Origin of the sequence: Bullifex porci, assembly GCF_009695635.1 — a bacterium.
Taxonomy (GTDB): Bacteria; Spirochaetota; Spirochaetia; order Sphaerochaetales; family Sphaerochaetaceae; genus Bullifex; species Bullifex porci.
The window spans coordinates 18,299-42,318 of sequence record NZ_VUNN01000016.1; the positions used below are offsets into that span (position 1 = coordinate 18,299).

Here is a 24,020-nt window from a genome sequence, read left to right on the forward strand (position 1 = left end):
CTAAAGTATTAGGTATAAATAATTGAATATCATCTTGCGCTGATAGTCACAATATTTTGTTTTCTTCTCTATGAGTTCTAGTACTCCTCTGTCTATCTCATCTCCATTTGATTCAAATGGATTGTATGTATTAACGTTATCACGGATACGGAGTACATGGTCATCTCCCTTTTCCATGAGCTTAATAGAAATATAGTATTCATTTTTTATCTTCTCTGTTTCTCCGAGACCAAACTTGATTATATTCAGTAAAATCTCTTCGCAGATGAAGTTTATGACGAATGTCTTCTTGATGTTTATTTCCCATTCCTCGGAAATACTTTCAAGGTCACTAGAGATTCTAGCCATACTTTCCGGAGCCATAGGATATATCATCTCTATGCTTCTTCCATCATCTTTATATTTTTCGCAAATATATTTTTTTGATGGCTTAGCAACACGTATTATGAGAACTCCTAATGAGCAGATTACTTCTGTTAAAACGTATGAGTAGGATAGTCCAATTATATTTGAATGTGGAATTAAGAATGAGCCAAGGATAAGAAGTAGAAGACAATTTCGAAGTAGTGACATAGTAGCTGCTTCCTTTGCTCTTCCAATAGACTGCCAGAATGCTGTTACTATTGTATTAATTGCTGAAAATACTATACCGAGAGAAAATATCCCTATAGCCTTTGCTGCAAGAGCTATTTCTAAATCCTCTTTTATACCGAAAAAGCGTGCTAAAGCAGGTGCGAATGCGAAAGCAAGAATAGATAGTGTTACAGCTGATGCTATAGCTACTGTTAAAGCCTTTTTCAATACAGCAGATATGCCGTCTTTGTCAGATTCTCCTGTAAGGAATGCTGTTACAGTCGATAGTGCACTAGCTGAGCCATCAAATAATCCTGTAGGAATTGTACTTATTGTATATATAACACCATAGATTGCTACATAAAGTGCACCATAGCTTCCTTTTTTTAGTAGCAGTGTATTAAATACAAGCATTACTACTGCTCCAAAGATATTTGCAGAGCCCATGCCAAATCCATTAGCTACAAAGTCTACTGCATCCTTCTTTGATGGCAGAGCCAAACGGAGCTTCAGGAGAGTGTGTTTCTTTGCAAAGTGTGTTAGAAGTACTACTGTCCCCAGTGCTTCTGCAATGCAGAGAGAGGAGGAAGCTCCTGCTATTCCCCATCCTAGAATTTTCATAAAGAGAATGTCTAAGACAATGTTTGTAATAATTACAACGCCGGAGGCAATGGCAGAAAGTCTTGGATCGCTATCAGATCTAACAGAAAAGGAGAGGATGTGGTATATGACAAATATAGGAGAAGCCCACATCACAACAGTTAGGTACTGTTCTGCTATTGGATATAGCTCCTCAGTTACACCCAAGAAGGAGAAATAAATATCTTTGAATAAAAGAGGTGATAAAGCTAGGATGCCTACTGTCAGACCAAGTCCTAGGGCTGAATGGAAGGTTTTATTAGCACCCTCTATATCAGAGGCTCCTAGTAATCTTCCGATATGAACATTTGCTCCTACTGCGATAGTAATACCAAGTAGAGCGTAAAGAAGGAATACCGGTGTGGAGATATTTGCTACAGCAAGTCCCTGGGGGCCAACAAGGTTTCCTACCAGGGTTGCATCAACTATAGTGCATACTGTTAGGGCAAGAGAAGAGCATACACCCCATATTAGAAAATGCCGATATGCGCTACTTGCGAAGTCAGTATTCACAACGTCTCCGAATAAACTTACTCAATAGTCAAAATATCACAAAAGCCTGTGATATCGAAAATTTCAGCAATAGTCTCGTTAACATTACGGATGACCATTTCTCCCTGCTTATTCATTACTTTCTGTGTTGCAAGAAGAACTCTTAAGCCTGCAGAAGAAAGATACTCTAGTTTTGCAAAGTCAAATATGAGCTTCTCAACTCCTGTGATACTTTCTTTAATTGCAGCTTCAAGAGTTGGAGCTGTAATAGTATCTAAACGTCCTTCAATGCTAATTTCAAGCTTGCTTCCATCTTGTACTTTCTTTATTTCCATATATAGCTCTCTTAATTATTTTAGTAGTGGTAATTATCATCTATTTTACTAAAAAAAGCTATATAAATAATAACCAGTTAATAAGATACCAGTATATAAAGCATTTTATAAGAACATGATACTTCCATTAATTTTAGTCTCTTAATAGGATGCTAAGGTTTGATAATAAAAAGATTTATCTATACATTATTACCCTTGATACTCTTAGACTTAAGTACAATTGCAAGAATCTAGTGAAGAAAGCTGTGTGCTTATGCAGAGAAGAAAATATCTTAAGTAAAGCTTCAATTCAAAGCTTAATTGTTTATAGTATAAATTAATAATTTTATAGCTTTAATGTTATAGTGATTTATGTTTACCAATTATGCAAAATGTAATACCAAATTGGCAAAGTAACTTCTATTAAGTGATTCAGCTTTGATTTCTAGTATGTAATAATAGGTTCTCTTAGCTTTATAGTTGACATGTCATCTATAAATACTGTTAATATAAATAAGCTACCGAGCGATAGGTTGCTAACTAATATATTTTAGAGTCTGGAGGGAAATACAATGAGATTAGATGGATATGGTTTATTTGTTAAGGATATGGCTGTGATGATTAGGTTCTATCGCGATGTACTGGGATTTGAGATTAAGGAAGCAGAAGACACAGATAATGTTTATCTTGTTAAGGATGGAACTCTATTTTTGCTTTATGGAAGAAAGGACTTTGAAAAACTAACTAATAAACGATATGAGTATCTAAAGGGCGTTAATGCTCATTCCGAGATGGCTCTATATGTCGATACCTTTGAGGAAGTTGATGAGCAGTATCAAAATGCGATTAAAAATGGTGCTGTGTCTTTATTGGAACCAACTACAGAGCCTTGGGGCCAAAGAACATGCTTTATCACAGATCCTGAAGGAAACATAATTGAAATCGGGTCGTGGAATAAACCATATGCAGATAAAGATAAAGCGGAATAATTATGCAGAGAAATTTAATTATATATGTACATGGTAAGGGTGGAGCTGCTGAGGAAGCGAAGCATTATCAAAAGCTATTTCCTAATAGTGATGTAATAGGTTTTGATTATCACTCGCAAACACCATGGGATGCAAAAATAGAATTCCCTAAGCTTTTTGATTATCACAGTAATGGATATTCTTCCATTACTCTAATTGCAAACAGTATTGGAGCTTTTTTTGCTATGAATTCCTTGAGTGAAAAGGATATTTCTAAGGCACTGTTCATTTCACCAATTGTTGATATGGAAAAGCTCATTATAGATATGATGATGTGGTCTAATGTAAATGAGAAGGAGCTACAAAGCAAAAAGCTAATCCCTACAGAGTTTGGAGAGACTCTATCTTGGGATTATCTCTGCTACATACGTAATAACCCAATTAATTGGCACATTCCAACATACATTTTGTATGGTGGAAAGGATAACTTAACAGATCGAGTAACTATAACGGAGTTTGCAGACAAAGCTGGTGCAGAGCTCACTATAATGGAAAATGGGGAACATTGGTTTCATACAGATGAGCAAATGAAATTCCTTGATAACTGGGTATGTAACATTTTATAAGGAAGAGATATAAATGAATGTTAAATATGAATATAAATCAGCTATGACCTTTATAGGCTTTTCTACATCTATTAGCCCTAAGGAGGGATATATAAAGTGTCCTGAATTTTGGGATAAAGAATACTCACAAAAGTACTCAAGACTATGGCAAACTATGAAACCAGAAACACAGGATGAAAAGGCTATACTTGAAAATGGTATTGGTATGTTTGCTATCTGCGATGAGAAGGATGGATTTTTTGAATATTGGATCGCTGGCCTTTATAAGGGTGCTGAGGTTCCTGAGGGGTTTAAACTCTATACCTTTCCAGAAAGTGAATGGGCAATGTTTAGTACAAAAGGACCATTACCTAATTCGCTGCAGGAGCTGAATACAAAGGTTTGGCAGGAGTGGTATCCAAACGAGGGACAGAAACATATGGGTAATGGTAACGCTATGCTTGAGGTATATTCTGCTGGAAATATGCAAAGTCCTGATTATGAATGTGGAATTTGGGTTCCAATTTGTAGAACTAAAGTAAACTGAAAAGCACAAAAGGAAAAAATATGAAGCTTCCATTAGAAGAACAAATGCCATACCACATCCTAGCTTTAGCTATTCTTGTTATTTTCTACAGTATTTATCTTAGTAAACAATGGATGCAGAAGCGTAGAGGTATTAAGACTATACAAATTGGGCGTAGAAAGGATAGTAATATTCATACAGTTGAAACGCTAATGAGTATCGCTACTGTAGGGATTATCCCAGCTCAGATGCTTTCTATTTTCTTTGGTTGGAGTCATTTAAGCTCAAACGCTCGCTTTACAGGCTTTTTAGTTGGGGCTATTGGTGATCTTATATTTTTAATCTCTGTACTTTGCATGAAGGATAGCTGGCGTGCAGGTATCCCAGATAGAGATAAAACAGAGCTAGTAACAGATGGTATTTATTCATATAGCCGTAATCCAGCATTCTTAGGCTTTGATTTTCAATATATAGGTGTACTACTGATGTATTGCAACCTTTTAACAGCAATGTTCACTATTTATGCAATTATCATGCTACACTTACAAATTCTGCAGGAGGAGCGTTATCTATCATCTGTATTTGGAAAAGAATATCAGGAATACAGACATAAGGTGTTTCGATATCTGGGAAGGAGAAAATAATTTAAAGAGAGTAACAATATCACAAGGCCAACAACTACGTTTTGTATTTCGCGCAGGAAGAGAATACCCTAAAGAGTGCAGAGCTACTCGTCTTGATATTGATGCCAAAGTAACTCGAACTTTAAGAGAGTGGATTTAATTTAAGAAAAAGCTATGAATAGACACGATGAAATTCTAAATGCCTATCATCATCGTGGAAAAGAGGCAACCTTTTATGATGGAATGATTACATGTTCACGCTACTCGGCAAAGCTATCTGTAAGCTAGTGTGGAATATGGATCAAGAGAAGAATACTCGATATTTGTACAGGGCTATTTCTGGTATTTCAGAAGATTTCTCCGGTAGATTGTTAGAGGTCCCTGTTGGTACAGGTGTTCTTACTATGCCAGTCTATAAGACTTTACATAATGCAGATATCACTTGCTTAGACTATTCAATTGATATGATGGAAAAGGCACAACACAGGGCTAAAGGCCTTGAACTTAATAATGTTAAATTTATGCATGGTGATGTCAGAAAGCTTCCATTTACGGATGAAAACTTTGATTTAGTATTATCACTCAATGGCTTTCATGCCTTCCCGGATAAGGAATCTACTTATAGTGAAACTTTTCGTGTCCTTAAATTTGGTGGAATTTTCTGTGGATGCTTCTATATTCAAAGTGAAAACCGCCGTACCGACTGGTTTATCGATTAGCTCTATACTCCTAAAGGATTTTTTACACCACCCTTTGAGACCTTAGATAGCTTGAGAAAAAGGTTAGAAAGCTTACATAAACAGGTAGAACTGGAAGCTGTTGAATCAATTGTCTGCTTCACTTGCAAAAAATGATAGTCTAAGACTAGAGGCTTACACTTTTAAGTTATATTAAATTCTGCGTAAATAAACATGACACACTGCTGTCATGTTTATTATGTTATTATGTCCATTATTCAAAAGGAGAAATGAATATGTCATTTGATTTCAAGAAGGAATATAAAGAGTTCTATATGCCAAAGGGAAAACCCAATATAGTAACTGTTCCTACAATGAATTATATAGCAGTGCGTGGAATTGGTGACCCAAATGATGAAGGCGGAGAGTATAAAAGAGCTATAGGCCTTCTATATTCAATTGCTTTTACAATTAAGATGAGTAAAAAATTAGATCACCAAATTGATGGCTTCTTCGATTATGTAGTTCCTCCTCTTGAGGGCTTTTGGTGGCAGGATGGAGTAGTTGGTATTGATTATACTAATAAAGCTTCTTTTCATTGGATATCAGTTATTCGTTTACCAGATTTTGTTACAAAAAAAGATTTTGAATGGGCAATTAAGGAAGCTACCTTAAAGAAGAAACTGGATTTTTCAAAGGTTGAGTTCTTTACATATGATGAAGGCCTTTGTGTTCAGTGTATGCACATAGGACCATTTGATGATGAGCCTAAAACAGTTCAAATGATGCATGATTTTATTGAAAAGAATGGTTATAAGCTTGATATTACAGATAAGCGTCTTCATCATGAAATTTATCTAAGTGATGCACGAAAGATTTCTCCAGATAGGTTAAAAACTGTGATTAGACATCCTATAAAGGTGAAGGAGCAATAGTAAATGGAGTATATCAAGGTTACAAAGGATAATCTGGAAAAGGAGCATATCTGCTGTGCTATTTCTAACAATAAGGATGTACAGGTCTCTTCAAAGAAGGCTTGGCTTGCTGATAGATTTGATGAAGGACTTGTGTTTCTAAAGAGTGTAGAGCGTGGCAAATGCTTCATTGAATATATTCCAGCAGAATATGCTTGGGTTCCTATTATTGGGGACGGATATATGTACATAGATTGTCTATGGGTATCTGGTTCCTTCAAGGGACATGGATACTCTACAGATCTATTAAATGCTTGTATCGAAGATAGTAAACAAAAGGGTAAGGTTGGTCTATGTATCTTAGCTGCAGCAAAGAAGAAGCCATTTCTAGCAGATCCAAAGTTTCTTAAATATAAGGGCTTTACTGTGTGCGATGAAGCTGATAATGGCATTCAGCTTTGGTATTTACCTTTCTCTTCTAATATAGCTAAGCCACAGCTTAGAGAATGTGCAAAACACCCTCATATAGAAGAAAAAGGATATGTACTTTACTACACGAGTCAGTGTCCTTTTAATGCAAAGTACGTCCCAGTTTTGCAGCAGACAGCTAAAGATAATGGTATATTATTTAATGCTATTCATATTGATAGCAGAGAAAAAGCACAGAATGCTCCAACTCCTGTTACTAATTATGCTCTATTTTATGATGGTAGATATATCACAAATGAGCAGATGAACGATAAAAGATTTCTTAAGCTTGTGAAAGCAAATAGCGATAGAACTCCTTAAGCTATTAAGTGATAATAATGTAAGCAAAAGCTATTATGCAGATGAATTATTCTTAGATAATGTAGAGGCTTTAAAAAGTGATAATTATTGGTTTAAGACTGATAAGAAAATACCAAATGTAACGCTTTATAGCGGTCAAAATGAAGGTGTTGTTTTTGTAAGTGATCCACAGCTTAGAAGCCTGGGTGCACAGAAAATTGCTAAAAAGGTCCTGTCTGAGGGTGTTTATGCACTCATGACAGGAACTGTAGAAAAGGAAACATATAGTAAATATTTAATAAGAGAGAATAAAATGGCAATTTGTCGTTATCCTGTTCATCTTAATTACTCACAATATAATAAAAATTTTAAGCTTAAATAGCTTTAAGAGAGCTATACCTTACCACTCTAAGGAGCAAATGTAATTAAAGTGACTCTATAAGCTCCTTTGCTTGGATATTTATAATTTCAGTATTAGCCTTTAATACTCCTGTAGTAAATGCTTCTCTATCTAATGTAATAGCTGTATAGGTAGTAGTTGCTTCCTTTGCATTTAAAAAACTAAGAAGCTCTATAAGCTTTTCTCTTACAAAGCTACCACCTGATGCACCTGCTGCAGTTGAAATTGTAAATGGCTTCCCATTTAGTGCATTCTCACTTCTAGCTGCACCCTTATATAGTGGACGTGATAGCCAGTCAATAAGATTCTTAAGTGCTCCTGGATAACTATGATTATACTCTGGAGTGAAAATCCAAATTGCGTCAGCTGATAAGCACTGCTTTCTAACCCTTTCAATTTCCTCAGGTGCTGGATATTCTATATCTTGGTCCATTAGAGGAATGCTTGAGTAATCAAGATAGGAAACCTCAGCTTGATCTTGAATTAGCTTTTCAGTAAGCTTCGCAAGCTGTCTGTTAAAGGAATCCTTTCTTCTTGAACCAACTATGAATAATATTTTCTTCATCAATTATGCCTCCTAGATTAACCTACCTAATTGGTGGTTATTAATTTATATTTCTCCCTATATAAAAGTCAATGCTTTATTACCTTTGACAACACAGTGAAAGGTAAAATATATTTCTACATTAGTAAGTATTTTAAGGGGAAGGGAAATGAAGAAATTCTATGAGAAAAGTGAGCTATGGTTTTCAATTACTTGGATTATTATCTATGTAGCTATAATGGGTAACCTTAGAAATAATTTTGGTGATGAAAGTATATTTTCTCTATTAGGTGTTTTAATTATTGCTGCTATATTAACTATTTTTATTGTAAAGAATAATTTAAAAGAAAAATATGGGTTAGTCCTTTGTAAGAATGCTAAAAGGTTTCTATATTTTATTCCATTTGTACTACTATGTAGTGTTAATTTATGGTTTGGAGCTGAAATGCACTATGATTTACCTCATCAAATAATTGCAATGATTACTATGCTCCTTATTGGATATACAGAAGAGGTAATATTTAGAGGGCTATTATTTAAAGCAATAGAAAAGGATAGCATAAAGCAAGCAATAGTGATCTCAGCTGTAACTTTTGGTATTGGACACATCGTTAATCTACTAACTGGACAGGGTACTATTTCTACGATACTTCAAGTTCTTTATGCAATTGCAATAGGATTTTCATTTGTAATGTGCTTTTATAAAGGTGGTTCGTTAATTCCATGTATTGTAACACATAGTATTATAAACATGACATCTAAGATTTCTATTCATAATGAAGATCAAATGTGGAGCTATATAAGTGCTATTTTTATAATAGTAGTAGCAGGCTCATATGCATTGTATTTAAAAAAGCAAAAAAATTAAGCTATGAAAAAATATATATTACCAATTACTCTTCTATTAATATTTGAGACTATAGCAGTTACTTTGTGGCTAGCTTTAGATAATATTTTTTATCTGTTTAATTTTAGCTACATTGGCATCTCTATAGCTCTTGGAGTATTTCTTTTTATAAAGGGCTATAGCTATGCTCGTCGAATTACTCAGCTCCTAGTTGGGCTATATATGTTAATTTATTTGGGTGTGATTTCAAATGAAAATATGCAGCTAGAGGGCTTCTGGTACTATCTATTTACAGGTGTATTCGAGGCTGCAACGATACACTTTGTAGTTGCAAAGATATTTGGGCCACTAATATTTGGAAGAGGGTGGTGTGGATATGCATGCTGGACTGCAATGGTACTTGATTTCCTTCCATTTAAGAGGGTTGTAACACATGAAAGGAAGAATATCGGTTGGATAAGATATGTAATGTTTATAGCCTCATTAATTTTTGTTTTATCACTATTTTTATTTAAGGTTGATAGAATTGAGAAAATAATGCTTTGGTCCTTTATAATAGGAAACATTCTTTATTACACTGCCGGTATTATATTAGCTTTTCTCTTTAAGGATAACCGTGCATTTTGTAAATATATTTGTCCAATTACTGTGTTTTTAAAGCCTATGAGCTATTTTGCTCTATTTAGAATTAAATGTGATAAAAGCAAATGTATATCGTGTGGTAGGTGTAAAAAGGTATGCCCTATGGATGTTGATGTCACAGATAACTCACGAAGTAGGAAGAATGGGACTGAGTGTATTTTATGCTTTGAATGTGTAAAGAATTGTCCCAAAAACGCAATATGATATTATATTAGTAAACTATGAAGCTTACTTTGAAGGAACATAGAAGATTTGAAGCCTTAATTAGAAAATATAAAAGAAATAAAAAAGTAAAGGAGATGAGAAACTATATCCAGCATGGGTCTATTTCTACATATGACCATGTTAAGAGTGTTGCACTCTTAAGCTACTTTTTAAATCATCGCTTTCATCTTGGTGCTAGAGATAGAGTATTAATCGCAGGAGCGGTCCTTCATGATTTTTATCTCTATGATTGGCACAAAAATAGAGGGCATTACCATGGCTTTAATCATCCTGAAATCGCATGTAAAAATGCTGTTAATTACTTTAATGTTGATAACAATGTCCAAGGTATAATTAAAAGCCATATGTGGCCTTTGACACTTACTAAAGTGCCTCATACTCGTGAGGCTTGGATTGTTTGCTTAGCTGATAAGCTTATAGCACTTAAGGAAACATTACATGGTCTTAAACTATTTTAGTTAAAAAAGCTCATAAGGAAGTTAATCATCTCCTCTAGAGTTTCCTTCATTCCAGTATCAACCCACTTTTTAGTAATGCTATTTATAAGGCCTATAATACCAACAGCGATATATTTATCATTTATTGTATCGCTCTTAACAAGGGCTTCATTTTTTTGAATTTTATCTTCATTTTTGTTAAAGATTATCGACATATTTTCAAAGCGAATTTTCTTTATTTGTTCATGTCTACTTTCAATTCTGTAAAAATGGTTAAAAAGGAATTTTCTGCACCTTCTTTCATCATGATGCAATAGTATAGGTGATAAGTCCTCAATTAGCTCCTCTAGAATTTCATCTGATATAGCATTTATTACATCATCAATGGAGTTGAAATTACGATAAAAGGAGGCTATTGCGACTCCTGCTCGAGTAACAATATCTGTTACACTAATGTCCATATAGAGCTTTCCTGTCATTAAATCCATTAAAGCGATCATAATCGCTGAGCATATATATGCTTCTCCAATATTGGATGATTTTCATAGCCTTCTACAAACACTTCTTGCTTTTGGTGAGCATGATTTCTTAGCCTTTGAGGATTTTGCTTATGCTCGTCACCTAACACAAGCTGGTGTAAAGCTTAAAACTATTATTTATAGAGGTTTAGGACATGGCTTTGCAGACCAAGTAGGAGTATTTCCACAAGCAGAGGATTTAATATGTGAAATAGCAGCTATGCTTAACAATAATTGACACAAAGCTATGACTCCTCTTTAATAAGAGCTATGAAGCTTAATAAGTGTACTTCAGCAGATTTTGATAGAATTACAGAGTATTATAAGTTTGTGATCGATAATACATTAGGTATGAAGACCTATTGTCCTTGGATTTATGGAAAGCACCCAACAGATGAAATGATAAAAAACTATATCGATAGTGGGTATATGTATTTCTTAGAGGATAATTCACAAATTGTTGCAGCTTCTGTATTAACTCCATTTCAGGATGAGGATTACTCCTCTGTAAATTGGAGTATTAAATTAAAATCTGATGAAGTAAGTGTTATACATCTTTTATGTGTTAACCCAAAATACCAGGGACGTGGTATTTCAAAGATTTTAATCGAAAGTCTTATTGATATTGCAAAAAGGGATAGTAAAAAGGGCATTAGACTCGATGCGCTTTATAGCAATACTAGAGCTCATCGCTTATATGAAGGAATGGGCTTTAAGAAGTGCGATGTCAAAAACTGGTATGCTGGTAATACAGGTTGGACAGATTTTTATCTATTTGAGTACTACTTTATCTAGCTTTCCTTTATAAAGATATATCCCTAGTACAGCATTAAAGACTACTGCAGAGAATGTACTAAATCTTTCAAAGAGACCAAATACAGAAGGTGGTAATAGAGCTGTTCCAATAGGCCCTAATACCATCGCAATAAGCGCAGCTATTGCCCATGCTCTTAGTATTTTCTCTGCTGATATTGCTAATAGAATAAGTGACAAAAGTGATAAAATTACAACTGCAGCAGTAACTACTAAATGCATGATATTTTGAAAGCATATATCAACACCACTTACCCAAGGAAACATCTCATATCCAGCAGTGCATATCCACTCCATCAAGGTAAAGAGAGTAATTCCAGCTCTAAAGGTTTTTACGCTTGAATTTCTAGATGCTATAAAAACAAGTGTTGAGCACACTACTGAGCATGGACCAAATAGAGCGTTTAGCTGGTTTGCAACAACCTCAGAAGGAGCTCCAGCTGCAGATAGCTCGCTTACTGCCATAGTTAACCAATTATAACCAGGGTAGGCTAGTGGAGAAAGAACTACCATAGCTGAGTAGGATATAAGTGCTAATACTCCAGTAAGTCCAAATAATCTAAATGTTTTTTCCACAATTTTTCTCCTTTACATAGGAATTAATAAAGCCATCGATTACCTTCTCAAGGATGCCATCTGCGATATTACTTTCTGCCATCTCTGCATCAAGCCTTAAATCAAGAGCTGAGTGTATAAGAAGAGCAAAGGTAAGAGCGGCTATATCAAAATCCTTAAAGAAAGCTATTTTATTATCTTCTATTGCTTTAAATAGAGCCCTAGTCGCATTAAGCATAGTTTCTGTTTCTTTAATAATTACACTTGCAGCATCCTTCGATAGTACCTTTTCAGAGATTATTACCTTGTAAAAGGTTTTCATCTCAGGCTTTCTATTCATTTCATCATAGGAAATTGCTACAGAAAGAAATATCTCTCTTAAATCTTTTCCCTTTACATATGATGAATAATCAACAAAGGCTTTAGTGTTTGATCTCTTTCTTAAAAATAGATAGAGCTCATTAATTAAATCCTGCTTTGATTCAAAGTGTGAATATAGAGATGATTTCTTAAGACCTGCAGCAGAAGCTATTTCTGACATTGAGAGACTTCTTAAACCCTTTTGGGATGCAAGTACTAGGAGCTTACTTAGGATTTCTTCTTTCTTCATGTGTTGTATTTTACGAACGAACGTTCGTATAAGTCAATAAAACACATTAAAAATTGTTGCAACAAAACGCAACATTTTCTGTTTACAAATATCATTTTCTCGTTTAGCATATAACCTGACTTTTAAAGTTTCTAGGAAAATCTAGTGTTAAATACTCTCAAATCCATCAAGTCTCTTATTCAATTTCAGCTTTAAGAAATTAGAAATATTAGCAGGAGTAATGATGTAATTAGTGATTTCTGGAGATAAATGTTTTTCTAGAAATTCACCAACTTCATCATTAGAAGTAAGTAGGTTTATATAGTTTTTTGAGTCCATTCTAACTAATGAAAAATCATGAATAAAATTCATAATTTTTTCAAAACTAAAACTACAACCTAGAACATTAAATTCAAGTAAACGTTCTAAAACAACACCAATATAGCAAATCAAGAAGTGCCCTTTAATTGTATTTAAGGATGATACAAAAACAGGTCTTGCATCTAGGTAAGACTTCATCATCTTAAAGGTTTGTTCAATTCTCCAAAGGTTGTGGTATATATTATAAACAGTTCTATCAGAAAGTTGAGTTTCTGATGTAACAAGCATATTATATCCAGCAAACATTCTTGCTTCAGCAATAGCCTCTTCATCAATTTCAACTCTTGCTTTCTTACCTGAATCTGTAACGAAATTAACAAATTTAGAAGATTCACCAAATTCATCTTTCTTAGCTTGGTAAAGACAAAGATTCCTTGCTTTATCAACCATTTTGTTAATCTCAAGAATCTTCTTCATCCTTAACTTAGGATTGTAAGTAATAATTCTTTTTTCATTAGCTGTAAAGGTAACATTTAAACCTAAATCATTTTTAAAAGAATAATTAAAACCTTCAGTGAATGTGTAATAACGATACTTTTCTATATTCTTACCATTGCTATCTTTTTCATAAACAATATCCCAATTGCTTATATCTAACCCTTTAAACCATTCTATATCCCTATCAGACATTTTCTTTAAGGACTTAGAAAAAATATAGCCATCGCCTTTATTTATTGCTTCATAAATATTTCTTGCACAGTTTAATCCTTTATCTGCAACTTGTATGGTTCTGCCTGTAATATTGTTTTCTTTCTTTAAGCTTGAAATTACTTCTCTTATCTTTGGCTTTTCAGATTCATTGCCAGGATATAGTTTCATGCCAATAGGTATTTGATTTTTATCTAATAATAAGCCCATTCCAACAATAGGATCATTTCGGTTTTCTTTACTTGGTCCTTTCTTTTTAAACTCATCTTCTTTATCAATTTCAAAATAAAAGTTAGTGCAGTCAAAATATGTTTCACTACTATTTATTCCATATGTTTTCTTAATAGAGGTAGTAAGGTAGCTAATAAACTTATCGTATTCAGAACCTATATACTCGCAGCATGATAAAATTTGGCTATATGATGATTCATCTACTTTTTCAAAAAGTAAAGGAATGATATCTTCATGCGTCTTCTTCTTTGAGGCTGGAAATGTTGCCCTCGCATATACTAATGCCATCATTAGGTTATATACATCATATTGGAATTGTCTTTCATTACTCAATGCTCTAACAGCTTTTTCAAAAAAGGTTAATGAATTAGCTATCCCTTTAAGTACAATGTATCCTGCATATCTTTTAGGTGATTGGTTTCCTATCTTTTTTGCTTTTTCACTAGTTTCCTTTTCCTCAAGCTCTTCATTCATCTTTTTTACTTGTGCTTGATAATAAGCAACAGGATCTTTTATACCTTTGTCTTTAATTTCAGATATATAACCAATGGATTTAAAACATCTATTTCTTGAGCCAATATCTCTCTTGTATTCACTGATATAAATCTGTAAATACTCTCCTTTTTTGATATTAGTTTTCTTAAGAAAATAACGCATAAAAGCCTCCCAAATCAATAGCACCTTTAACACTAGAAATAATAACAAATTAAAATAATTTTGTAAATAAACAAATAAACAAAAATAACCTAATTTATTCCTTAGAACAAAAGAGGTTATTAAAAATATGTAAATAAATAATTTCTTAGTGGTTTAAATTATTCTAGTGTTAAACTTTGAAATACGGGCTTTTGGGATGCAAGTACTAGGAGCTTACTTAGGATTTCTTCTTTCTTCATGTGTTGTATTTTACGAACGAACGTTCGTATAAGTCAATAAAACACATTAAAAATTGTTGCAACAAAACGCAACATTTTCTGTTTACAAATATCATTTTCTCGTTTAGCATATAAATATAATAAAAAAAATAACTCTGAAATAGAGAGACAATACGGAGGATATCTATGGATTACGCTGCAATTAAGAAGGCTGCAGAAGCATATGGACCTGCAATGACTAAATTTTTAAGGGATATGATAGCTATTCCTTCTGAAAGCTGTAAAGAAAAGGATGTTGTTTACAGAATTAAGCAAGAGATGGAAAGCCTTGGCTATGATAAGGTTGAAATCGATGGACTTGGTAATGTAATTGGCTGGATGGGCGATGGAGACAAGATTATTGCAATTGATAGCCATATTGATACAGTAGGTATTGGAAACATCAATAACTGGGAAGCAGATCCTTATAAGGGATATGAAACAGATAAAGTAATCTACGGTCGTGGTGGTAGTGACCAGGAAGGTGGTATGGCATCAGCAACATATGGTGCTAAGATCATGAAGGACCTTGGTTTAATTCCAGAAGGCTACAAGATCATGGTTGTAGGCTCTGTACAGGAAGAGGACTGCGACGGTATGTGTTGGCAGTACATCTACAATGTAGATAAGATCGTTCCTGAGTTCGTTATCTCAACAGAACCAACAGATGGTGGTATCTATCGTGGTCATAGAGGTAGAATGGAAATCAGAGTTGATGTTAAGGGTGTTAGCTGCCATGGTTCAGCTCCAGAAAGAGGTGATAACGCAATCTATAAGATGGCAGATATCCTCCAGGATGTTAGAGCTCTTAATGAAAATCCTGCTGATGACAGTGTTGAGATCAAGGGCCTTGTTAAGATGCTCGATCCTAAATACAACCCAGAGCACTATGAGGATGCAAGATTCCTTGGTAGAGGAACCTGTACAACAAGCCAAATCTTCTATACATCTCCTTCACGCTGTGCTGTAGCTGATAGCTGTGCTATCTCAATCGATAGAAGAATGACAGCAGGTGAGACATATAAGAGCTGCTTAAAGGAAATTGAGGATTTACCATCAGTAAAGAAATATGGTGATGATGTTAAGGTTTCTATGTACTGGTATGATAGCCCAGCTTGGACAGGTGAAGTCTATAAGACAGAGTGCTTCTTCCCAACTTGGATTAATAAGGAAACAGCTCCACACGTACAGGCTTTAATTGATGCTCATAAGGCACTTTGGGGTGATGAAAGACTTTGGGCTGACGATACAGCTAAGGCAAAGAGAGTAGGCAGACCTCTTACAGATAAGTGGACCTTCTCAACTAACGGTGTATCAATCCAGGGTAGATATGGTATTCCTTGTGTAGGTTTTGGCCCAGGTGCTGAAAGCCAGGCACACGCTCCTAATGAAATCACATGGAAGCAGGATCTCGTTGTATGTGCAGCTTTATATGCAGCAGTTCCAATGCTCTATAAGCCAGGTGATAAGAAAGAAAGTGCAACCTCCTTCCGTCAGGAGCTTACAGGAAACGATATTAAGTAAAATATGTTACTTTAATACTTTAGGGGAATCTAGAAATAGGTTCCCTTTTCCTTTTTATAAGACTTAATACATAGGTAACTTTGATGATATCCAAGAAGGAGAACGGGTAATGGTTTCTTTTGAAAGGAAAAAGCATATCTCTAAAAAAAGAGACGAAAGCTATAAATCAATAGCTACTATTAGTTTTTAGAAACAATAAAGTGTGATATTCCAAAAACTATCATAACAATTGCTGCTATGTAATTATCTAACCATAGGGCAGCTAAGAGGAAGTAGAGTACTGGGAATATTGCAAGTGGAATTGGAACAAATAAAAAGCTCTTTGTTAAGTATTCAACCTTTCTATCTTTTATAAAATATCGAATCCAAACGATGTAATATAGTACTAAGAAAATAATAGCTAAATAAAGCATAATATTGCTAAAGCTACTTTTGTAATCATTTGTTATAAAACAAATTAAAACCATATATAGCATCCTAGTTGCACTCTCAAGCATTTCAGCAAATTTATGCTTAACTACCTTTTCTTCCTTATTATCACTAGGAGGAAATATTACATAGATGATATTTATTATCATTGGAAGAATAAATACTATTAATCCTTTAATTGAAAATCCAAAATACATAGAAAAACACTAACTAGCTAAAAAGAAAAAATCAACAAGCTTAATTAAAAGAATGACTTTAAAAATCTCTATGCAAAAGCAGAAAGCAAGATAAATAAATGATAAGGTGGGCTTATACATGTCTCTCGTATTCATAGACATGTTGTGATAATCAAATGGAACCATTTTTCTGAATTATAATTGGTACAATGATTTGTTGTTTAAATATAGCTAGTAAAATAGTATTTTTCGGCTAAAATAAGATTACATCTTGAAATAGCCGTAAAACGAGGTAATTTATGTATATAAAAAGACATATAGAGAAAGTTGTTAATGAATGCTTGGAATAATTGTGGAAGAGAGTTTAAAAATATTAATCAAAGTCACTATTTTGGTGAAAAGCCTAAAACTATCGATGAATATATCTTAGCTCAAGATGAAGATAAGCGTGAGGATCTTAGGTATTTAAAGGATATTCTCCATGAAGCATTACCTGATGCTGTTGAGAAGATTTCATGGAGCATGCCTACCTTTTGGAAAGAACATAATATCTTACATTTTGCAGCATCAAAAAAGCATATTGGATTTTATCCAGGTCCTAAAGCTGTTAATCATTTTAGCAAAGAGCTTGAGGCTTATAAAACAGATAAAGGTACTATTAGAATTCCATATGGAAAAATTGATAAAGATTTAATAATAAAGATAGCAAAGTGGTGCATTGAAACAGGGAATCATGCATAATTTAATAATAGAGAAATAAGATATGGCGACTTTTTGGGATTTAGTGTTTGTAATTAATAAAGAGGATAAAAATATTTATTATCATAGAGATACTAAAGTCTTTAATCGTTGTCCTCTATAGAGCTGAAGAACATACATAATCGAATGCATGAGGAATTAACTCTTGATTATAAGGATCCTAATAATGTTAGATTTTTAAAATTCGATGAAATCGACCATAAAGAAGTAATGAAGGATTTTATTAAATTTGGTGGCATTTATGATAAAGAGATTAGAAAGCAACTTTTTAATGCACTAAGATATCATTATTACGTAGAACCATTTCTTGCTAAGTTGAAAGAATTGAATTTGTATGATGATTTTATAGCCCATAGCTCTGATTATTACAATTCTGTATTTTCAGGCTGGCTAGAAGAGAATGAAGTTGAACTCACTTAGATGGCAAATATAATCACAGTATTTAGAATTGTTTTCAGTATACTAATATTATTCTTTCCTACCTTTTCTAAGGCCTTCTATTTCCTTTATCTAATAGCTGGTCTTAGTGATATGTTGGATGGTTACATCGCTAGAAAAACAAATAGTGTTACCCGTATTGGCTCTCTTCTTGATACTATAGCCGATACTATTTTCTTTATTGTATGCTTTATAAAGCTAATACCATTTCTAGAAATTCCAATTTGGATAATAATTTGGATTTTCTTAATAGCTTTAATTAAGCTTTCAACAATAATTAAAAATAGAGGTATTGTTGATCATCATAGTGTATTAAATAAAGTAACGGGGTTTTTATTATTCTTGCTTCCTTTAACAATGGAAATAATTAACATAACATATTGTTCAATTGTCATTTGCATAGTAGCAACTGTTGCTGCTATAGAGGAAAGAATTAAAGGGTTTTAAATATCGATATATTGACAATTGTCAATATGTTTTATACTTTTCCCATAGGAGTTAACTATGGGGTATAGAGAGGATGCTAAAATATTTAAAGCCTTAGCAGATGAAAATAGATTAAGAATTTTAAGTCTATTACAAGATGGTGAGAGGTGTGCCTGTGTTTTATTAGAGGAACTAAATATTACACAATCAACACTATCACACCATATGAAATTGCTTTGTGATAGCTCTCTTGTTGATTACAGAAAAGATGGAAAGTGGATGCATTACTCAATATCAAAAGAGGGTAGTGAGAGAGTAAAAAATATGCTTAACAATTATATTAGGTAAGACTATGTGGAATTTTATTCAAAACCAAATACTAGGCATGAAATGGCTATATACATTAGTAGGAAATTTAATAAATACCTTAGGCCTTGATATCACAAATAAGGTTGGTGGAACTATTCATTTCTTTGTTTATGATTTAATAAAAATAGTAGTCTTACTTTGCTGTCTTATATTTATTATTTCATATATACAAAGCTTTTTCCCTCCTGAAAGGACTAAAAGAATAATAGGACGCTTTCATGGGCTTGGAGCTAATATTTTAGCTGCATTACTTGGAACAATTACACCATTTTGTTCCTGCTCATCAATTCCATTATTTATAGGCTTTACAAGTGCGGGCTTACCTTTAGGTGTTACCTTTTCCTTTTTAATATCATCACCAATGGTTGATTTAGGGTCACTCGTACTATTAATGAGTATCTTTGGCTGGAAGGTTGCCATAATATATGTCCTCTTAGGGTTAGTTATTGCTGTATCTGGTGGTACTTTAATTGAACATTTACACCTAGAAAATTACGTTGAAGAGTTTATCTATCGAGGTAAAAAGATAGAGGTAGAGGATGAAAAGCTAACAATAAGAGATAGAGTTGATTACTCTTTCTCGAAGATGATAACAACGTTAGAAAAGGTCATTATTTATATCGTAATTGGAGTTGGAATTGGATCTATTATCCACAATTGGATACCAAAGGATTTAGTTGTTAAGACTCTTGGAAATGGAAATCCTTTTGGCGTATTTATTGCTACAATTTGTGGAATCCCAATGTATGCTGATATCTTTGGCTGTATCCCAATTGCAGAAGCTCTATTAGCAAAGGGTGCGAAGCTAGGTGTAGTGCTTTCCTTAATGATGGCAGTTACAACATTATCTCTTCCATCGATGATAATGCTAAAAAAGGCAATTAAGCCAAAGCTATTAGGAACTTTTATTGCAATATGTACAGTAGGTATAATTTGTGTTGGATATTTCTTTAATTTTATCCAGAGCTTTATAATATAGGAGGTATCTTATGGGCTTGTTTAGTTTTAATAAAAATAAGGAAGAAATTACACCTGTAAAGGGTAGCTTAAAAAATATAAAGGTCTTAGGTGCTGGGTGTTCAACCTGCCATAAGCAATATGAATATGCACAAGCTGCATGTAAGGAATTAGGACTTAATATAGAGGTTGAATACATTACAGATTTAGAGAAGATCATGGAATATGGGATGATGAGTATGCCTTTAATAGTAATTAATGATAAGGTTGCTGCTAAGGGTAAGCTTGTTAGAACAGCTGATGTAAAGAAGCTAATTGAGGATAATTTACTATGAAAAAAGTCGCATTTATTTGCGTTCATAATTCCTGTAGAAGCCAAATTGCAGAAGCTCTAGGTAAGCATTTAGCTAGTGATGTATTTGAAAGCTTCTCTGCTGGAACTGAGACTAAACCTAGAATTAACCAAGATGCAGTTCGATTGATGAAGGCTAAATATGGTATCGATATGGAAAGGGAGCAATATAGTAAGCTTTTATCAGATATACCTCCTGTTGATGTTGTTGTTACAATGGGCTGCAATGTCAGCTATCCTTTTCTTCCATGTAAGCTTAGAGAGGATTGGGGGTTAGAGGATCCAACAGGAAAGAGTGATGAGTTCTTTTTAGAAACAATTAATAAAATCGAGCAAAAGGTTTTAGAATTAAAAGAAAGGATTAAGGATATCTAATATGGGAGAACTATCAAAAGCTGTTAATATAGGTCCAAAGGTTGAAGAGCAATTAATTTATGTTGGTATCAATAGCCTTGAAAAGCTTAAAGAGCTTGGTTCTAAGAATGCATGGTTAAGGATTCAGGAAATCGATTCCTCTGCCTGTATTCATCGACTATTAGCTTTAGAGGGTGCTATTCAGGGTGTAAAGAAAAGTGACTTACCAGATAGTGTTAAGGCAGATTTAAAAGCCTTTTATGGTGATCATAAAATATAATAGCTTATTGACTTTGAAGAAGCTTAGCCTCTAAGATGAACATTGTTCATTATGGAGGCTTTTTTTGTGAATTTAACTATCACATCAAAGGAAGAAATATTAAAAGCAGGACGCATGATAGCTCAAGAAAAGGGCTTAAGTGCTATTAATATGCGTTCTGTTGCTGCAGAGTGTAACATTGCACTTGGAACTCTATATAATTACTACTCAAATAAGGATGAATTAGTTTTAGCTGTAATTGAGAGTATATGGAAGGATATTTTCCATATTAAGGAATGTAAGGATGATATTTCATTTTTAGACTTTGTTGTCTTTATACTTTCATGCCTTAAGGATAGTAAAGAAAAATATCCTAACTTTTTTGTAACACACTCAATGATTTTAGAATCAAAGGTGAAGGATGAAGCAAAGGATAGGATGAATAATTGCTTTATCCACATTAAATCTATGATGCTTTCTGTATTAGAAAATGATAAGACTATTGATAGCTCTTGCTTTTCTAATTCCTTTAGTAGGGATGAGTTTGTTTCATTTGTATTTTCAAATATTTTACTAGCTGAGCTAAATACGTTTGATGAACAAGCTTTAATTGAAGTGATCAAAAGAATTATTTAGGAGGATATATGCAAGCAATATTTGAAACTCTATTTGATGTTGTATATCTTATTACAGTTGTTACTCTTGGCTTTATTATGGTTAAAAGAAGTAAAGGTGAGAGGCAATATCTTTTATTTGGTATAATGGCTGTAACGTTGGGCTTTGGAGATGCCTTTCACCTAGTACCTAGAGCAGTTGCTCTATGTACTACAGGGTTAGATAATTATATAGCTCCACTTGGAATTGGTAAGTTAATTACATCTATAACTATGACTATTTTCTATGTGCTAATGTACTATGCTTACAGAGAACGCTATAGTGTTAGTGGAAAAAGCTCTTTAACAATTAGTGTTTGGGCACTAGCAATAGCAAGAATTATATTATGTCTATTTCCTCAAAATGGCTGGACAAGTGCTGATGCGCCTTTAGCTTGGGGAATTTATAGAAATATCCCATTTACTATCTTAGGTGTAATTATAGTAGTGCTCTACTATAGAGCTTCGAGAAAAGACAAAGCCTTTAGATGGATGTATCTATCAATAATTATTAGCTTTGCATGCTACATCCCTGTAGTTCTATTTGCAGATAGTATTCCAATAATTGGTATGCTTATGATACCAAAGACCTGTGCATATGTTTGGTCCGTATTAATTTCATTTAATGCTCAAAGGAGAAATAAATGAAGAAATATATAAATCGTTCTATATTTTATGCTCTTCTAGCTATGGCTGGTGGAGTATTTTATAGAGAGTTTACAAAAATAATGAGCTTTATTGGTACAACCGCTCTTGGAAAGGTTCAGGTGCATTAATTAGTTTTAGGAACATTAGTTTATTTAATAGCTGCACTCTTTACTAAGCAAATTGATTTTGAAAAAGAAAAGTCCTTTGTAGGAAAGTATGAAATAAAAAACAGATTGCAATAGTTTTATTCAATTTGGTTTAAATTATTAGATGTAATCAGCATGGATGTACTTTCTCCACTGATAGCCACGCTAAAATATTGTTGTAATGTAACAAGAAATATAGAAATACGAATATGGAATATTAATTTTCTAGTAAATATCGACTTTTAAAAATTCATTTTTTTTTCTACTATAATGACTTTTGCAGAGGTAAAATTATGAAAGAGTATGTAAAGCGTTACAAATTAACCACCGAGAAAGCTCACGCGCCTTGGCCGTGAGATGAAAGGCGGTAATGCGTAATTATAGTTTAATTATGTATACGATATAGGACTAATATTAACTGTAATAATGCTAGTAGCTAGAGGAATTACTTAAGTTTTGGCAATTAATATTTCAAAGGGTGTTAGCGCCTCTATCTCAGGCCTTGCGGGGATAGGGCACATATTAATTGCTATTGGCTTTATCTCACTTTTACTTTCATTTAGAAAAGCATGTGAATAAAGCTTATTCACAATCGAACTTCATATTCCAAAGCATTCTTATCCTGTATATCAGCTGTGAAAGATATATGCTGATATCAGGAGAGTAGATATCGCTATGAGTTTTTCCTTCACTAATGCAAGCTCTACATTCTCTAATTTCATATTCAAAGCCATTAATCTCAACTGGAAATGAATATTCCTTATCATTTACAGTAAAGCTTGTTAGGTGTTGAAAATCAGGGATAATTATCTTCCCTTTATCACCGATAATTGTGCATACTCTTTCATATTCTTGATCTATTGCATTTATTGAAGTAATTAATGCTCCATTAGCTGCAATAAGTTTTGTTTCTGAATAGCTGTCAGTATTATATTCATTTAGCTTAACTCTAGTAGATGAAATGCTAAGGTCCTTTAAGCCTAATGTAGAAATAAGTCCTAAGTTATAGATGCCTATATCAAGAAGAGCACCTCCGCCAAGCTTAGATAGGAGCTTTCTTTCTCTTCTTGCTCCTTGAGGTGCAAACCCATATGCTAATTTGACACTCTTTATCTTACCAATAGCGCCTTGAGTTATAAGCCTGTTAAGCTCCTTTGCTCCTGGGAGAAAATATGTCCAAAGTCCTTCCATTAAAAAGAGATTTTTACTTTTAGCAAGTGAATATAGGCTAATAGCATCCTCAGGATTAAGAGTAATAGGCTTTTCACATAGTACATGCTTTGAGTTTAGCAAAGCTTCCTCTATCTCTTCCTTGTGTAAATTATTTGGAGTTGCAATATAGACAATTTCTATATCATCATCACTAAATAAATCAGAATAAGAGCTATATGCTTTGTTAATTGAATATTCTCTTGCAAAGCTCTCAGCCGTATCCTGAGACCTTGATGCGACAGCTATTACTCTCTCACCCTCATTATTCATCTGATTAATAGTCTTTGCAAATTTTGATGCAATATTACCTGTTCCAATAATTCCCCAATTCATAAAAAATATTATAACTAGAGTAGGGCGTAATTTGAAGAAAACTTTCAAAAAAAGCCTAGTTAAATTATTAAGAAGAATATAAAGCTTTACTTTTACATAATTCTGATAATTAGTTGTTATAAATAATGAAAAAGATGATAAT

Annotated in this window: 34 protein-coding genes; 25 read left to right on the forward strand and 9 right to left on the reverse strand. The window is 33.5% G+C overall.

All coding sequences use genetic code 11. The annotated features are described in order from the left end of the window. Window positions 1-1,725, reverse strand: coding sequence for an MATE family efflux transporter (locus tag FYJ80_RS12160; RefSeq protein ID WP_154425807.1), 1,725 nt, complete (start codon window positions 1,723-1,725; stop codon window positions 1-3). Between the two features lie 17 nt (window positions 1,726-1,742). Continuing rightward, complete coding sequence (locus tag FYJ80_RS08100; RefSeq protein WP_154425809.1) at window positions 1,743-2,039, reverse strand: STAS domain-containing protein; 297 nt, start codon at window positions 2,037-2,039, stop codon at window positions 1,743-1,745. Window positions 2,040-2,590: 551 nt separating this feature from the next. Here FYJ80_RS08100 and FYJ80_RS08105 point away from each other — a divergent pair. From FYJ80_RS08105 to FYJ80_RS08135, 7 genes are all read left to right on the forward strand, one after another. Further along, a complete protein-coding gene (locus FYJ80_RS08105; RefSeq protein WP_154425811.1) occupies window positions 2,591-3,007 on the forward strand; it encodes a VOC family protein in 417 nt (138 codons plus the stop codon). Between the two features lie 2 nt (window positions 3,008-3,009). Then, window positions 3,010-3,612 carry an alpha/beta fold hydrolase gene (locus FYJ80_RS08110; RefSeq protein WP_154425813.1) on the forward strand — a complete coding sequence of 201 codons (603 nt, stop codon included), beginning with the start codon at window positions 3,010-3,012 and terminating at the stop codon, window positions 3,610-3,612. A gap of 13 nt (window positions 3,613-3,625) precedes the next feature. Then, window positions 3,626-4,138: a GyrI-like domain-containing protein gene (locus FYJ80_RS08115; RefSeq protein WP_154425815.1), complete on the forward strand. Its 513-nt coding sequence runs from the start codon at window positions 3,626-3,628 to the stop codon at window positions 4,136-4,138. A gap of 20 nt (window positions 4,139-4,158) precedes the next feature. After that, on the forward strand, window positions 4,159-4,761 hold the full coding sequence (locus tag FYJ80_RS08120; protein WP_154425817.1) for a methyltransferase family protein: 603 nt from the start codon (window positions 4,159-4,161) through the stop codon (window positions 4,759-4,761). A gap of 275 nt (window positions 4,762-5,036) precedes the next feature. Beyond that, complete coding sequence (locus FYJ80_RS11760) at window positions 5,037-5,459, forward strand: class I SAM-dependent methyltransferase (protein ID WP_206361029.1); 423 nt, start codon at window positions 5,037-5,039, stop codon at window positions 5,457-5,459. 254 nt (window positions 5,460-5,713) lie between these two features. Next, window positions 5,714-6,352, forward strand: a complete 639-nt coding sequence (locus tag FYJ80_RS08130; protein ID WP_154425818.1) for a GyrI-like domain-containing protein — start codon at window positions 5,714-5,716, stop codon at window positions 6,350-6,352. Window positions 6,353-6,355: 3 nt separating this feature from the next. Beyond that, complete coding sequence (locus FYJ80_RS08135; protein WP_154425820.1) at window positions 6,356-7,120, forward strand: N-acetyltransferase; 765 nt, start codon at window positions 6,356-6,358, stop codon at window positions 7,118-7,120. Between the two features lie 404 nt (window positions 7,121-7,524). Here FYJ80_RS08135 and FYJ80_RS08140 read toward each other — a convergent pair whose 3' ends face one another. Next, window positions 7,525-8,064: an NADPH-dependent FMN reductase gene (locus FYJ80_RS08140; RefSeq protein ID WP_206361030.1), complete on the reverse strand. Its 540-nt coding sequence runs from the start codon at window positions 8,062-8,064 to the stop codon at window positions 7,525-7,527. Window positions 8,065-8,212: 148 nt separating this feature from the next. On the opposite strand from FYJ80_RS08140, the gene FYJ80_RS08145 reads away from it, so the two are divergent. Genes FYJ80_RS08145 through FYJ80_RS08155 form a run of 3 tightly spaced genes read left to right on the forward strand, consistent with a single transcriptional unit; the run spans window position 8,213 to window position 10,215 of the window. Then, a complete protein-coding gene (locus tag FYJ80_RS08145) occupies window positions 8,213-8,911 on the forward strand; it encodes a CPBP family intramembrane glutamic endopeptidase (protein ID WP_154425824.1) in 699 nt (232 codons plus the stop codon). A 3-nt stretch (window positions 8,912-8,914) separates the two neighbouring features. After that, a complete protein-coding gene (locus tag FYJ80_RS08150) occupies window positions 8,915-9,736 on the forward strand; it encodes a 4Fe-4S binding protein (RefSeq protein WP_154425826.1) in 822 nt (273 codons plus the stop codon). A gap of 17 nt (window positions 9,737-9,753) precedes the next feature. After that, complete coding sequence (locus FYJ80_RS08155; protein ID WP_154425828.1) at window positions 9,754-10,215, forward strand: HD domain-containing protein; 462 nt, start codon at window positions 9,754-9,756, stop codon at window positions 10,213-10,215. Here FYJ80_RS08155 and FYJ80_RS08160 read toward each other — a convergent pair. Next, complete coding sequence (locus FYJ80_RS08160) at window positions 10,212-10,682, reverse strand: TetR/AcrR family transcriptional regulator (RefSeq protein ID WP_206361031.1); 471 nt, start codon at window positions 10,680-10,682, stop codon at window positions 10,212-10,214. The genes FYJ80_RS08155 and FYJ80_RS08160 overlap by 4 nt on opposite strands. 25 nt (window positions 10,683-10,707) lie before the next feature. On the opposite strand from FYJ80_RS08160, the gene FYJ80_RS08165 reads away from it, so the two are divergent. Beyond that, window positions 10,708-10,950 carry an alpha/beta hydrolase gene (locus tag FYJ80_RS08165; protein ID WP_328596767.1) on the forward strand — a complete coding sequence of 81 codons (243 nt, stop codon included), beginning with the start codon at window positions 10,708-10,710 and terminating at the stop codon, window positions 10,948-10,950. A gap of 32 nt (window positions 10,951-10,982) precedes the next feature. Beyond that, entirely contained in the window at window positions 10,983-11,507 is a 525-nt protein-coding gene (locus FYJ80_RS08170) for a GNAT family N-acetyltransferase (protein WP_154425834.1), read from the forward strand. Here FYJ80_RS08170 and FYJ80_RS08175 read toward each other — a convergent pair. The 3 genes from FYJ80_RS08175 to FYJ80_RS08185 all read right to left on the reverse strand — a co-directional run bounded on the left by FYJ80_RS08175 (window position 11,484) and on the right by FYJ80_RS08185 (window position 14,586). After that, complete coding sequence (locus FYJ80_RS08175; RefSeq protein WP_206361032.1) at window positions 11,484-12,101, reverse strand: DUF998 domain-containing protein; 618 nt, start codon at window positions 12,099-12,101, stop codon at window positions 11,484-11,486. The genes FYJ80_RS08170 and FYJ80_RS08175 overlap by 24 nt on opposite strands. Then, entirely contained in the window at window positions 12,085-12,690 is a 606-nt protein-coding gene (locus FYJ80_RS08180; protein ID WP_154425836.1) for a TetR/AcrR family transcriptional regulator, read from the reverse strand. Before FYJ80_RS08180 ends, FYJ80_RS08175 begins: the two co-directional genes overlap by 17 nt. Before the next feature lie 147 nt (window positions 12,691-12,837). Next, the gene (locus FYJ80_RS08185; protein ID WP_154425838.1) at window positions 12,838-14,586 is read right to left on the reverse strand and encodes an IS1634 family transposase; all 1,749 of its coding nucleotides are present in this window, start codon (window positions 14,584-14,586) and stop codon (window positions 12,838-12,840) included. 404 nt (window positions 14,587-14,990) lie between these two features. Here FYJ80_RS08185 and FYJ80_RS08190 point away from each other — a divergent pair, with 404 nt between their 5' ends. Beyond that, window positions 14,991-16,367, forward strand: coding sequence for a YgeY family selenium metabolism-linked hydrolase (locus tag FYJ80_RS08190; RefSeq protein WP_154425840.1), 1,377 nt, complete (start codon window positions 14,991-14,993; stop codon window positions 16,365-16,367). A 179-nt stretch (window positions 16,368-16,546) separates the two neighbouring features. Here FYJ80_RS08190 and FYJ80_RS08195 read toward each other — a convergent pair whose 3' ends face one another. Further along, entirely contained in the window at window positions 16,547-16,993 is a 447-nt protein-coding gene (locus tag FYJ80_RS08195; RefSeq protein WP_154425842.1) for a hypothetical protein, read from the reverse strand. Window positions 16,994-17,305: 312 nt separating this feature from the next. Between FYJ80_RS08195 and FYJ80_RS08200 the strand changes: the two genes are divergently transcribed. From FYJ80_RS08200 to FYJ80_RS08255, 12 genes are all read left to right on the forward strand, one after another. Then, window positions 17,306-17,713 carry an iron chaperone gene (locus FYJ80_RS08200; RefSeq protein WP_154425844.1) on the forward strand — a complete coding sequence of 136 codons (408 nt, stop codon included), beginning with the start codon at window positions 17,306-17,308 and terminating at the stop codon, window positions 17,711-17,713. A gap of 108 nt (window positions 17,714-17,821) precedes the next feature. Continuing rightward, on the forward strand, window positions 17,822-18,151 hold the full coding sequence (locus FYJ80_RS08205) for a hypothetical protein (protein WP_154425846.1): 330 nt from the start codon (window positions 17,822-17,824) through the stop codon (window positions 18,149-18,151). Further along, window positions 18,152-18,616 (forward strand): CDP-alcohol phosphatidyltransferase family protein, encoded by a 465-nt coding sequence (locus FYJ80_RS08210; RefSeq protein ID WP_154425848.1) that lies wholly within the window; start codon window positions 18,152-18,154, stop codon window positions 18,614-18,616. 57 nt (window positions 18,617-18,673) lie between these two features. After that, window positions 18,674-18,943 carry an ArsR/SmtB family transcription factor gene (locus FYJ80_RS08215; RefSeq protein WP_154425850.1) on the forward strand — a complete coding sequence of 90 codons (270 nt, stop codon included), beginning with the start codon at window positions 18,674-18,676 and terminating at the stop codon, window positions 18,941-18,943. A 4-nt stretch (window positions 18,944-18,947) separates the two neighbouring features. Next, complete coding sequence (locus tag FYJ80_RS08220) at window positions 18,948-19,943, forward strand: permease (RefSeq protein WP_154425852.1); 996 nt, start codon at window positions 18,948-18,950, stop codon at window positions 19,941-19,943. Window positions 19,944-19,953: 10 nt separating this feature from the next. Then, window positions 19,954-20,256 (forward strand): thioredoxin family protein, encoded by a 303-nt coding sequence (locus tag FYJ80_RS08225; protein ID WP_154425854.1) that lies wholly within the window; start codon window positions 19,954-19,956, stop codon window positions 20,254-20,256. Then, complete coding sequence (locus FYJ80_RS08230; protein WP_154425856.1) at window positions 20,253-20,648, forward strand: arsenate reductase ArsC; 396 nt, start codon at window positions 20,253-20,255, stop codon at window positions 20,646-20,648. The genes FYJ80_RS08225 and FYJ80_RS08230 overlap by 4 nt, the downstream gene beginning before the upstream one ends. Before the next feature lies 1 nt (window position 20,649). After that, window positions 20,650-20,907, forward strand: coding sequence for a TfoX/Sxy family protein (locus FYJ80_RS08235; protein WP_154425858.1), 258 nt, complete (start codon window positions 20,650-20,652; stop codon window positions 20,905-20,907). 66 nt (window positions 20,908-20,973) lie between these two features. After that, window positions 20,974-21,522 (forward strand): TetR/AcrR family transcriptional regulator, encoded by a 549-nt coding sequence (locus FYJ80_RS08240; protein ID WP_206361033.1) that lies wholly within the window; start codon window positions 20,974-20,976, stop codon window positions 21,520-21,522. 8 nt (window positions 21,523-21,530) lie between these two features. Continuing rightward, window positions 21,531-22,187, forward strand: a complete 657-nt coding sequence (locus FYJ80_RS08245) for a hypothetical protein (protein WP_154425862.1) — start codon at window positions 21,531-21,533, stop codon at window positions 22,185-22,187. Continuing rightward, window positions 22,184-22,315: a DUF2871 family protein gene (locus FYJ80_RS08250; RefSeq protein ID WP_154425864.1), complete on the forward strand. Its 132-nt coding sequence runs from the start codon at window positions 22,184-22,186 to the stop codon at window positions 22,313-22,315. The genes FYJ80_RS08245 and FYJ80_RS08250 overlap by 4 nt, the downstream gene beginning before the upstream one ends. Before the next feature lie 474 nt (window positions 22,316-22,789). Further along, entirely contained in the window at window positions 22,790-22,912 is a 123-nt protein-coding gene (locus tag FYJ80_RS08255; protein WP_154425866.1) for a DUF2871 family protein, read from the forward strand. 3 nt (window positions 22,913-22,915) lie between these two features. Here the strand turns inward: FYJ80_RS08255 and FYJ80_RS08260 are convergent, their stop codons facing one another. Next, window positions 22,916-23,878, reverse strand: coding sequence for a Gfo/Idh/MocA family protein (locus FYJ80_RS08260; RefSeq protein WP_154425868.1), 963 nt, complete (start codon window positions 23,876-23,878; stop codon window positions 22,916-22,918). Window positions 23,879-24,020: the final 142 nt, after the last annotated feature.

Bases quoted from the DNA above. Each gene is read 5' to 3' on its own strand.
- FYJ80_RS08215 (WP_154425850.1), top strand. From the start codon at position 18,674: ATGGGGTATAGAGAGGATGCTAAAATATTTAAAGCCTTAGCAGATGAA.
- FYJ80_RS08115 (WP_154425815.1), top strand. From the start codon at position 3,626: ATGAATGTTAAATATGAATATAAATCAGCTATGACCTTTATAGGCTTT.
- FYJ80_RS08230 (WP_154425856.1), top strand. From the start codon at position 20,253: ATGAAAAAAGTCGCATTTATTTGCGTTCATAATTCCTGTAGAAGCCAA.
- FYJ80_RS08105 (WP_154425811.1), top strand. From the start codon at position 2,591: ATGAGATTAGATGGATATGGTTTATTTGTTAAGGATATGGCTGTGATG.
- FYJ80_RS08220 (WP_154425852.1), top strand. From the start codon at position 18,948: ATGTGGAATTTTATTCAAAACCAAATACTAGGCATGAAATGGCTATAT.
- FYJ80_RS08180 (WP_154425836.1), bottom strand. From the start codon at position 12,690: ATGAAGAAAGAAGAAATCCTAAGTAAGCTCCTAGTACTTGCATCCCAA.
- FYJ80_RS08145 (WP_154425824.1), top strand. From the start codon at position 8,213: ATGAAGAAATTCTATGAGAAAAGTGAGCTATGGTTTTCAATTACTTGG.
- FYJ80_RS08235 (WP_154425858.1), top strand. From the start codon at position 20,650: ATGGGAGAACTATCAAAAGCTGTTAATATAGGTCCAAAGGTTGAAGAG.
- FYJ80_RS08260 (WP_154425868.1), bottom strand. From the start codon at position 23,878: ATGAATTGGGGAATTATTGGAACAGGTAATATTGCATCAAAATTTGCA.
- FYJ80_RS08100 (WP_154425809.1), bottom strand. From the start codon at position 2,039: ATGGAAATAAAGAAAGTACAAGATGGAAGCAAGCTTGAAATTAGCATT.
- FYJ80_RS08130 (WP_154425818.1), top strand. From the start codon at position 5,714: ATGTCATTTGATTTCAAGAAGGAATATAAAGAGTTCTATATGCCAAAG.
- FYJ80_RS08160 (WP_206361031.1), bottom strand. From the start codon at position 10,682: ATGGATTTAATGACAGGAAAGCTCTATATGGACATTAGTGTAACAGAT.
- FYJ80_RS08135 (WP_154425820.1), top strand. From the start codon at position 6,356: ATGGAGTATATCAAGGTTACAAAGGATAATCTGGAAAAGGAGCATATC.
- FYJ80_RS08245 (WP_154425862.1), top strand. From the start codon at position 21,531: ATGCAAGCAATATTTGAAACTCTATTTGATGTTGTATATCTTATTACA.
- FYJ80_RS08110 (WP_154425813.1), top strand. From the start codon at position 3,010: ATGCAGAGAAATTTAATTATATATGTACATGGTAAGGGTGGAGCTGCT.
- FYJ80_RS08120 (WP_154425817.1), top strand. From the start codon at position 4,159: ATGAAGCTTCCATTAGAAGAACAAATGCCATACCACATCCTAGCTTTA.
- FYJ80_RS08210 (WP_154425848.1), top strand. From the start codon at position 18,152: ATGGCAAATATAATCACAGTATTTAGAATTGTTTTCAGTATACTAATA.
- FYJ80_RS08150 (WP_154425826.1), top strand. From the start codon at position 8,915: ATGAAAAAATATATATTACCAATTACTCTTCTATTAATATTTGAGACT.
- FYJ80_RS08190 (WP_154425840.1), top strand. From the start codon at position 14,991: ATGGATTACGCTGCAATTAAGAAGGCTGCAGAAGCATATGGACCTGCA.
- FYJ80_RS08185 (WP_154425838.1), bottom strand. From the start codon at position 14,586: ATGCGTTATTTTCTTAAGAAAACTAATATCAAAAAAGGAGAGTATTTA.
- FYJ80_RS08140 (WP_206361030.1), bottom strand. From the start codon at position 8,064: ATGAAGAAAATATTATTCATAGTTGGTTCAAGAAGAAAGGATTCCTTT.
- FYJ80_RS08200 (WP_154425844.1), top strand. From the start codon at position 17,306: ATGAATGCTTGGAATAATTGTGGAAGAGAGTTTAAAAATATTAATCAA.
- FYJ80_RS08195 (WP_154425842.1), bottom strand. From the start codon at position 16,993: ATGTATTTTGGATTTTCAATTAAAGGATTAATAGTATTTATTCTTCCA.
- FYJ80_RS08155 (WP_154425828.1), top strand. From the start codon at position 9,754: ATGAAGCTTACTTTGAAGGAACATAGAAGATTTGAAGCCTTAATTAGA.
- FYJ80_RS11760 (WP_206361029.1), top strand. From the start codon at position 5,037: ATGGATCAAGAGAAGAATACTCGATATTTGTACAGGGCTATTTCTGGT.
- FYJ80_RS08170 (WP_154425834.1), top strand. From the start codon at position 10,983: ATGAAGCTTAATAAGTGTACTTCAGCAGATTTTGATAGAATTACAGAG.
- FYJ80_RS08250 (WP_154425864.1), top strand. From the start codon at position 22,184: ATGAAGAAATATATAAATCGTTCTATATTTTATGCTCTTCTAGCTATG.
- FYJ80_RS08225 (WP_154425854.1), top strand. From the start codon at position 19,954: ATGGGCTTGTTTAGTTTTAATAAAAATAAGGAAGAAATTACACCTGTA.